Origin of the sequence: Flavobacterium solisilvae (genome assembly GCF_012911605.1) — a bacterium.
In the GTDB taxonomy this organism is placed as follows: domain Bacteria; phylum Bacteroidota; class Bacteroidia; order Flavobacteriales; family Flavobacteriaceae; genus Flavobacterium; species Flavobacterium solisilvae.
In genome coordinates this window covers 1-243 of the sequence record NZ_JAAMPT010000045.1, presented here as the reverse complement: position 1 = coordinate 243, position 243 = coordinate 1, and the positions used below count along the sequence as shown (strand labels likewise).

Sequence of the window (243 nt, the reverse complement as noted above, 5' to 3'; positions counted from 1 at the left end):
TAGCCACGCACACCATCAACCGCAACGATAAAAATGCACTTTCGGCCATTGCTCTAGAAGCCAAAGAAAACTTAAATCTAGAAACTTTTACGGCGCTAGTAGATAAAGGCTATCACAACGGCAGAGAAATAGCAACCTGCAAGCAGAACAATATTACCACCATTGTAGCCCAACCCGATCAAGGCAAGAGCAACGAAAACGGCACACAACCCGAGTATTTTGTAACAAAGTTTATTTATAATA

Annotated in this window: 1 pseudogene; it reads left to right on the top strand. The window is 41.6% G+C overall.

From position 1 onward, the window contains the following. Nucleotides 1-243, top strand: a pseudogene (locus G6042_RS00215) (IS1182 family transposase); the annotation flags it as partial.